Source organism: Actinotalea ferrariae CF5-4, assembly GCF_000603945.1.
Lineage (GTDB): Bacteria > Actinomycetota > Actinomycetes > Actinomycetales > Cellulomonadaceae > Actinotalea > Actinotalea ferrariae.
Genome location: NZ_AXCW01000226.1, coordinates 1 through 6,943, shown reverse-complemented (window position 1 = coordinate 6,943; position 6,943 = coordinate 1). Strand labels below are relative to the sequence as shown.

Genomic DNA, 6,943 nt, shown 5'->3' with positions numbered 1-6,943 from the left:
CCTGGCGGGCAGCGGCGCGGACGTCGTCACCGCGCCGCTGGGCCCGCACCCGGAGCTCGCCCGCGTCGCCCTGGACCGGTTCCGGGTAGCATCGGCGCTCACAGGCGTCGACCCGGCCATCACCGGCGAGCCTCCGGAAGAACGGGTCGCCGCCTCGCGAGGGGCTCGGCCTCAGTAGAACCGGACGGGTGGGCCCGTTACAGCCTGCGACGAGCGGTCCCCGCCGTCGTCGTCCGGACGCCGTGCCACGCACGGGGCCGAGCGGCGCCGTCGGTGGCAAGCGAGGTGGTACCGCGGTGGCCCGGTCCGACCGGGACGTCGTCCTCGCACGATGTGTCAGCAGACGCCGCACACCGTGCTGGACCGTGGAGGAGCCCCGTGGCCTACCCGATGCACCGCACCACCGACGACGGTGCCCCGCACCCCGTCCCCGCCTCCCCGGACCTGCCCGCCCTCGAGCGGGAGGTCCTCGCGCACTGGGCGCAGGACGGGACGTTCGAGGCCTCGGTGGAGCACCGGCCAGCCGGGGAGCAGGGCGCGAACGAGTTCGTCTTCTACGACGGCCCGCCTTTCGCCAACGGGCTCCCGCACTACGGGCACCTGCTGACGGGCTACGTCAAGGACGTCGTCCCGCGGTACCGGACGATGCGCGGGCAGCGCGTCGAGCGGCGCTTCGGCTGGGACACGCACGGCCTGCCCGCGGAGCTCGAGGCCGAGCGTGTCCTCGGGATCACGGACAAGGCGCAGATCGACGAGCTGGGCATCGCCGCGTTCAACGACGCGTGCCGCGCGTCGGTGCTGAGGTACACCGACGAGTGGCAGGCCTACGTCACCCGCCAGGCCCGCTGGGTCGACTTCGAGAACGACTACAAGACCCTCGACCTGCCCTTCATGGAGTCGGTCATCTGGGCCTTCAAGCAGCTCCACGACAAAGGGCTGGCCTACGAGGGCTACCGCGTCCTGCCGTACTGCTGGCGCGACCAGACGCCGCTGTCCAACCACGAGCTGCGGATGGACGACGACGTCTACGCCGACGTCCAGGACCAGACGGTCACGGTGACCTTCCCGCTGGTGGGCGAGAAGGCCGAGGGCCTCTGGCTCGCCGGCGTGCGCGCGCTCGCCTGGACCACGACCCCGTGGACCCTGCCGACGAACTCGGCGCTCGCCGTGGGGCCCGACATCACGTACGTGGTCGTGCCGCACGCCGTCGCGCCCGAGGCCCGCGAGGGGCAGCAGGCCGGGCTGGCCGGCGAGCACTTCCTCCTGGCCAAGGAGCTCCTGGCCGGCTACGCCAAGGACCTCGGCTACCCCACGGCGGAGGAGGCCTCCGCCGCCGTCGTGCGGGAGCTGCGGGGCGCCGAGCTCGCCGGCGTCCGGTACGAGCCCCTCTTCGACTACCTGATGGACCACGCCGGGATGGAGAACGGCTTCCAGGTCCTCACGGCCGACTACGTCACGACGGAGGACGGCACGGGCCTGGTCCACCAGGCCCCCGCCTACGGCGAGGCGGACCAGGAGGTCTGCGAGGCGGTGGGCATCCCCACGGTCCTCAGCGTCGACGCCGGCGGCCGCTTCACCTCTCTCGTGCCGGACTTCGAGGGGCTGCAGGTCTTCGAGGCCAACAAGCCCATCACCCAGCGGCTGCGCGCCGACGGCCGGCTCCTGCGCCAGGCGTCGTACGTGCACGCCTACCCGCACTGCTGGCGGTGCCGGAACCCGCTCATCTACAAGGCGGTCTCCAGCTGGTTCGTCAAGGTCACCGCGTTCCGGGACCGGATGGTCGAGCTCAACGAGCAGATCGACTGGACGCCCGAGCACGTCAAGCACGGCCAGTTCGGCAAGTGGCTGGAGAACGCGCGGGACTGGTCGGTCTCGCGCAACCGGTACTGGGGCACGCCCATCCCGGTGTGGGTCAGCGACGACCCGGCGTACCCGCGGATGGACGTCTACGGCTCGATCGCCGAGCTGGAGCGCGACTTCGGCGTCCCGGTCACGGACCTGCACCGGCCGTTCATCGACGAGCTGACGCGCCCCAACCCGGACGACCCGACCGGGGCCTCGACCATGCGCCGGATCCCCGAGGTCCTGGACGTGTGGTTCGACTCCGGCTCGATGTCCTTCGCCCAGGTGCACTACCCGTTCGAGAACGCCGAGTGGTTCGAGCACCACTACCCGGGCGACTTCATCGTCGAGTACATCGGGCAGACGCGCGGCTGGTTCTACACGCTGCACGTCCTGGCGACGGCACTGTTCGACCGTCCGGCGTTCCGGTCCTGCGTCTCCCACGGGATCGTCCTGGGCTCGGACGGCCGCAAGATGAGCAAGAGCCTGCGCAACTACCCGGACGTCAACGAGGTCTTCGACCGCGACGGCTCCGACGCCATGCGCTGGTTCCTCATGGCCAGCCCGATCCTGCGCGGCGGCAACCTCGTCGTCACGGAGGAGGGCATCCGCGACGTCGTGCGCCAGGTGCACCTGCCGCTGTGGAGCACCTACTACTTCTTCACGCTCTACGCGGGCGCCGCCGACGGCGGCCGGGGCTACGTCGCGCAGCCCGTCACGCCCGAGCGCGTGGCCGGGATGGGCTCCCTGGACCGCTACCTCCTCGCGCGGACCCGGGACCTCGTCACGCGGGTCCAGGAGCAGCTGGACGCGTACGACGTCGCCGGGGCGTGCGAGACGGTGCGCGAGCACCTGGACATGCTGACGAACTGGTACGTGCGCACCCAGCGCGACCGGTTCTGGGCCGAGGACGCGGACGCCTTCGACACGCTGTGGACCGCGCTGGAGGTCCTCACGCGCGTCATGGCGCCCCTCGCGCCGCTGCTCACGGAGGAGATCTGGCGGGGCCTGACCGGCGGGCGCAGCGTCCACCTGGAGGACTGGCCGGCCGTCGTGGACGAGGGCGGCGCCGCGACCGCGCTGGGGTCCGTGCTCGTCGCGGACGACGACCTCGTCCGGTCCATGGAGCAGGTCCGCGAGATCGTCTCGACGACCCTCGGGCTGCGCAAGGCGCACAGCCTGCGCGTGCGCCAGCCGCTGCGCGAGCTCGGCCTGGCGCTGTCCGACCCCGAGGGGGTCGAGCCCTACGCCGACCTCGTCCGCACCGAGCTCAACGTCAAGCACGTCACGCTCGTCCCGCTCGCCGAGGTGGGTCCGGCCGAGCTCGGCGTCACGACCCGCCTGGCCGTCAACGCGCGGGCCGCGGGGCCACGGCTGGGTCGTGCGGTCCAGACGGTCATCGCGGCCGCCAAGGCAGGGGAGTGGGAGCAGGCCGACGGCGTCGTCGTCGTCCGGACGCCGGACGGCGACGTGCCGCTGGAACCCGCCGAGTACGAGCTGACGACCGTGGTCGCCGACGCGGGCGGGGACGGTCAGACGACCGTGGCCGCCGTGCTCGCCGACGGCGGGGTGGTCCTGCTGGACACGGGCCTGGACGACGCGCTGCGCGCCGAGGGCTACGCGCGCGACGTCGTCCGGGTGGTCCAGGACGAGCGCAAGGCGGCCGGTCTGCAGGTGTCCGACCGGATCCGCCTCGGCCTCACCGTGCCGGCCGACCGTCGGGCGGACGTCGAGGAGCACCGCGCGATGATCGGCCGGGAGACCCTGGCGGTGGAGATCGACGTCGCGGAGGGCGACGTCGCCCCCGCCGTCGCGCGGGTGACGGTCCAGCGGGTCGACGTCGCGGGGGCCGACGCGTGAGCCGCCCCGGCGGTGAGGCGGACGGCGCCGCGCAGGACGCGCTGCGCGAGGTCTACGCGGGCATCCTCGACCGGGCGCCCGAGCACGACTTCGAGCCGACGCTCGACCGGGTCCGGCGCGTCTGCGACCTGCTCGGCGAGCCGCAGCGGGCGTTCCGGGTCGTGCACCTGACCGGCACCAACGGCAAGACGTCCACGTCGCGCATGGTCGAGCGGCTCCTGCGGGAGCACGGCCTGCGCACCGGCCGGTTCACCAGCCCGCACCTCACGAGCGTCACGGAGCGGATCGCGATCGACGGCGAGCCCGTCAGCGCGGAGCGCTTCGTCGAGCTGTGGCAGGACGTCGCGCCGTACGTGCACATGGTCGACACGGAGTCCCTCGCCGCGGGTGGCCCGCGGATGAGCTTCTTCGAGGTGCTCACGGTCATGGCGCTCGCCGCCTTCGCGGACGCGCCGGTCGACGTCGCCGTGGTCGAGGTCGGGATGGGCGGCGTCTGGGACGCGACCAACGTGGTCGACGCGGACGTGGCCGTCGTGACGCCCGTCGCGCGGGACCACGAGCGCTGGCTCGGTCACGCCCTCGTCGACATCGCGGGCGAGAAGTCCGGGATCATCAAGGACGGCTGCACGCTCGTGCTGGCCGAGCAGCGCGAGGAGGTGGACGGCGTCATGCTCGCCGCCGCCGCCGAGCGGGGTGCCCGTGTCCTGCGCGAGGGCGTCGACCTGGAGGTCGTGGCGCGCCAGGTCGCGGTCGGCGGGCAGGTGCTGGACCTGCGGACGTCCGGGGGCCTCTACACCGGGATCCCGCTGCCGCTGCACGGGGAGCACCAGGCGCACAACGCCCTCCTGGCCCTCTCCGCCACGGAGGCGCTCCTGCGCTCCGGCGGGGCGCTCTCGGCGGAGGTCGTGGAGGCGGCGTTCGCCGACGCCACGTCCCCGGGCCGGCTCGAGGTGGTCCGGAGCTCCCCGACCGTGCTGGTCGACGCCGCGCACAACCCCGCGGGCGTCGACGCCCTGGTCGCGGCGGTCCAGGAGGCGTTCGCCTTCGGCCGGCTCGTCGGCGTGGTCGGCGTCATGGAGGACAAGGACGCCGAGCAGATCCTCGCGGGCCTGGAGCCGCTCCTCGACGAGGTGGTCGTGACCCGGTCCTCCTCGATGCGGTCGCTGGACGTGGAGGAGCTGGAGCGCGTCGCCGTCGAGGTGTTCGGCCCGGACCGCGTGCACGCGGCCGAGCGGCTCGACGCGGCGGTGAACCGCGCGGTCGAGCTCGCCGAGGGGGCGAACGAGGGGGCGCTGACGGCGGCGGGGGTCCTCGTGACGGGCTCTGTCGTGCTTGCGGCGGAGACCCGGACGCTCTTCGGCCGCCCATGACGGCGCGCCGGGTGTTGCACGGATGTGCACACCCGGCGCACGTCATCCCCTTGACCCTCTGACCAGCGTCTTCGATGCTGGCACGCAGGGACAGCACCTGCCTGCGTGCGCGCGCCCACCGCTCGTCGGGTGCGCGCAGGTGCGCTGTCCCGCGGGCGCGGCGACGACGCCGCGTGCCTCCGTGAGCGAAGAGGAGTGCAGCGTGAAGAAGCTGATCAACGACCCGTCCCGCGTCGTCGACGAGTCCGTCGAGGGCTTCGGCCTGGCGCACGCCGACCTCGTGGCCGTCCACACGGACCCGATCTTCGTCAGCCGCGCCGGCGGCGCCCGGCAGGGCAAGGTCGGCCTCGTCAGCGGCGGCGGCAGCGGGCACGAGCCCCTGCACGCCGGCTTCGTCGGCCTCGGCATGCTCGACGCCGCCGTCCCCGGCGCCATGTTCACGTCGCCCACCCCCGACGCCATCGCCCCCGCGACGGTCGCCGCGAACGGTGGCGCGGGCGTCCTGCACATCGTGAAGAACTACACCGGCGACGTCCTCAACTTCGAGACGGCCGCGGAGCTCGCCGACGCGGACGGCATCGAGGTCCGCTCGGTCATCGTCAACGACGACGTCGCGGTGGAGGACTCGCTCTACACGGCCGGCCGGCGCGGTGTGGCCGGCACCGTCGCCGTCGAGAAGATCGCCGGCGCCGCGGCCGAGCGGGGCGACGACCTGGCTGCGGTCACGGCGATCGCCGAGCGGGTCAACGCCAACGTCCGGAGCATGGGCGTCGCGCTGAGCGCGTGCACCGTCCCCCACGCCGGGGTCCCGAGCTTCGAGCTCACGGAGGCGGAGATCGAGATCGGCATCGGCATCCACGGCGAGCCCGGACGTCGCCGCATCCCCATGGCACCCGCGGACGAGATCACCGAGATGCTCACCACCCCGGTGATCGAGGACCTGGGCATCGGTGGCAGCGACCAGGTCCTCCTGCTCGTCAACGGCATGGGCGGGACCCCGCTGTCCGAGCTCTACGTGGTCTACCGCACGGCGCGGCGCATCCTCGAGGGCCGCGGCGCGACGGTGGCCCGCTCGCTCGTCGGCAACTACGTCACCTCCCTGGAGATGCAGGGCTGCTCGGTGACCGTGCTCCGGCTGGACGACGAGCTCACCACCCTGTGGGACGCCCCCGTGCACACGGCGGCGCTGCGCTGGTGACCTCGGGGTCCCGCCGCGCACGGAGCGGAGGGGCCTCCTCAGGGCGCGGGGCCGGTCGGACTGCCGACCGGCCCCGCGCTGTCGCGTGGCAGGCTACGAGGACGGCCCGGCCCCGGGTCGACGAGCGGACGAAGGAGGATCATGAGCCTCGACGTGGCGTGGGCGTTGGACTGGGTGCGCAGGACCGCCCAGGTGATCATGGAGAACCGGGACTACCTGGTCGAGCTCGACCGGAAGATCGGTGACGGCGACCACGGCGAGAACCTCAAGCGCGGCTTCACCGCCGTGATCGCCAAGCTCGACGGCGCCGAGGAGCCCCCGGGGCAGCCGGCCGACGTCCTCAAGACCGTCGCCACCACGCTCATGTCGACCGTCGGCGGTGCGGCCGGCCCGCTGTACGGCACGGCCTACCTCCGCGCCGCCAAGGTGACGGCCACCGACGAGCTGGACGCCGCGGGCGTCGTCGCCATGCTCGAGGCGGGCCTGGAGGGCATCGTCGCGCGCGGCAAGGCGCACCCCGGCGAGAAGACCATGGTGGACGCCTGGACGCCCGCGGTCACCGCGGCCCAGCAGGCCGCCGCCGACGGCGCGTCGGCCGAGCAGGTGCTCGCGGCCGCCGCGACCGCGGCGGAGGAGGGCGCCGTGGCGACCGACCCGCTCGTGGCCACGAAGG

Annotated in this window: 4 protein-coding genes; all 4 read left to right on the top strand. The window is 73.4% G+C overall.

From position 1 onward, the window contains the following. Positions 1-390 precede the first annotated feature (390 nt). Complete coding sequence (ileS, locus tag N866_RS15020) at positions 391-3,702, top strand: isoleucine--tRNA ligase (RefSeq protein WP_034227859.1); 3,312 nt, start codon at positions 391-393, stop codon at positions 3,700-3,702. Then, positions 3,699-5,072 carry a bifunctional folylpolyglutamate synthase/dihydrofolate synthase gene (locus tag N866_RS15015; protein WP_034227856.1) on the top strand — a complete coding sequence of 458 codons (1,374 nt, stop codon included), beginning with the start codon at positions 3,699-3,701 and terminating at the stop codon, positions 5,070-5,072. The genes ileS and N866_RS15015 overlap by 4 nt, the downstream gene beginning before the upstream one ends. 202 nt (positions 5,073-5,274) lie before the next feature. Further along, positions 5,275-6,270, top strand: a complete 996-nt coding sequence (gene dhaK / locus N866_RS15010) for a dihydroxyacetone kinase subunit DhaK (RefSeq protein WP_034227853.1) — start codon at positions 5,275-5,277, stop codon at positions 6,268-6,270. 141 nt (positions 6,271-6,411) lie between these two features. Beyond that, the coding region (dhaL, locus tag N866_RS15005; RefSeq protein ID WP_034227851.1) for a dihydroxyacetone kinase subunit DhaL at positions 6,412-6,943 on the top strand (532 nt) is incomplete at its 3' end.

What these genes read in the sequence shown, in the direction of transcription:
- ileS (WP_034227859.1), top strand. Translation starts at nt 391, where the DNA reads ATGCACCGCACCACCGACGACGGTGCCCCGCACCCCGTCCCCGCCTCC.